The following is a 1,780-nucleotide window of genomic DNA, read 5'->3' as shown; positions in this document are numbered from 1 at the left end:
TTCGCGACGGTGAACCCGATGACAAAAAGAGAAAATATTATAACAACAGCAACATCCCTTTTTAACCAGAAAAGCTATACATCTGTTGGTGTTGATAAGATTATTGCTGAGTCCAATGTGGCAAAAATGACTTTTTATAAGTACTTTTCTTCTAAAGAAAACTTAATTGAAGAGTGCCTTCATGAAAGAAATTTAGAAATCCAATCTTCAATATCAGAAAAAATTAATAATATTAACAACCCCTTAATTAGACTTGAAAACATTTTCAAATGGTATATTGACTGGATTAATACAGACGATTTCAATGGTTGTTTATTTAAAAAAGCCACCATTGAAGTTCTACAATTGTACCCATCTATTAAAAATCAGGTTAATAAATATCGAGAATGGATTTACAAATTGGTTTTCTCAATATGTGTAGAATTAGAAATCAAAGATGCCCATACGCTTACCAGTCTTTTCCTTAATATTATTGATGGCATCATTATTGATGGCACAATAAATAAATCAAAAATTAATTCTGAACAAACATGGTCTTATATAACAAAGCTTATTAATTTTGAAGAAACTCAAGCGTGCTCCGCCGCTTAATATATCAATTTAATAGTTTTAGGTGTTTTGTAGAAGAATTAAAATATCATTGAAAAAATGAGTAGAGCATGAATTACAGCTCTACTGATAAAATCTATCTAAATTATTGTCACCCCCCTATAAAAGCAAAGCCCCTGCTATTTTAAATACAGGAGCCACTCTCATTTTCTTTATTTTAATTTTATAATTTATATCAACTTAAGGAGTTAAAATAAGAGTTTTATTAAGAATAACTAAACCTTTGCTGCTTATAACTATGCACATTTATATATTATTAATCCATCGCGATATTCCTTAAGAAATACTCCAATAACACATCTCTATCATCCACACTGTTTTCACCTAAAAGCTGAACCATAGCCCCGTCCACCACAAATAAAAACATATGTGCATCTTCTTTTCGGGCCTCTGAGTTCTTTGTTAAAAGCAGTCTATAAATCTCGCTAATGAACCAGTTTCTGTACTCAACCACTATTTGATAGGCCTTTGGGTAAAGCTTTTCAATTTCAAAAATAGCTTTAAATAGCAGATGATAAAGGCCTTCTAAATCTGCATGTAAGAAGTAAATTTTGCGGAGTTTTTCAATTACGGTTAAGCCTTTCTGAACATAAATGATTGAAAGCACCTCTTCTTTTAAACCATCCTTTTGGAAAGTTAAGCTCATTTCAATGAGTCTTTCTTTTGAGTGAAAGTAATTATAAAAAGTAGCTTTGGGGAGTTTTGCTGCTTCAATAATTCGGTCCACCCCGACTTTGTGAAAACCATAATTATTAAAGAGATATCTTGCAGAATGAAGCACGCTTAAAGCACGAAATGGGAGATCTAAATGTTGCATAGTTTTACCGTTATAAAAATAAGTTCTTGTTGTGTCTCAATGAGATAAAACTGCCTAGGCTCTTATTTTAAGCAAAAAAGGCATGCAAAGGCCCTCGAAAGACTGCCTCAGCGCATCTCAAGTTTTATTGTTGATATGATTTTTTGGTCGTGATGAGCTAATGCTTGAAAACCCAAAGGTCATCAAACCGCACTAAAGACTAGTCTGGAGGTATAAAAATAAAATGCATAGCCAACTCCTTTATATGGGGAGTTCTGCCAAAGCATTAATCAAGAATTATGGTGGCAGAACGAAAGAGGGTTAGCAGACTGGTGAAAGATTTAACCAGCACACCCGAGGGTGTCCCTCTCCCGT

2 protein-coding genes are annotated in these 1,780 nt (G+C 33.3%); one reads left to right on the top strand and one right to left on the bottom strand.

Annotated elements, in window-relative coordinates; translation table 11 throughout:
- Positions 1-18: 18 nt before the first annotated feature.
- Positions 19-591, top strand: a complete 573-nt coding sequence (locus NL42_RS11935; RefSeq protein ID WP_461312905.1) for a TetR/AcrR family transcriptional regulator — start codon at positions 19-21, stop codon at positions 589-591.
- Positions 592-865: 274 nt separating this feature from the next.
- On the opposite strand, the gene NL42_RS11930 is transcribed toward NL42_RS11935, so the two are convergent.
- Positions 866-1,426 carry a TetR/AcrR family transcriptional regulator gene (locus tag NL42_RS11930; protein WP_461312904.1) on the bottom strand — a complete coding sequence of 187 codons (561 nt, stop codon included), beginning with the start codon at positions 1,424-1,426 and terminating at the stop codon, positions 866-868.
- Between the last annotated feature and the right edge of the window lie 354 nt (positions 1,427-1,780).

The organism is Acinetobacter sp. GN11, assembly GCF_054823985.1.
This window is presented reverse-complemented; position numbering and strand designations above follow the sequence as displayed.

Excerpts from the sequence above, each read along its gene's own strand:
- NL42_RS11935 (WP_461312905.1), top strand. The coding sequence starts at position 19 with ATGACAAAAAGAGAAAATATTATAACAACAGCAACATCCCTTTTTAAC.
- NL42_RS11930 (WP_461312904.1), bottom strand. The coding sequence starts at position 1,426 with ATGCAACATTTAGATCTCCCATTTCGTGCTTTAAGCGTGCTTCATTCT.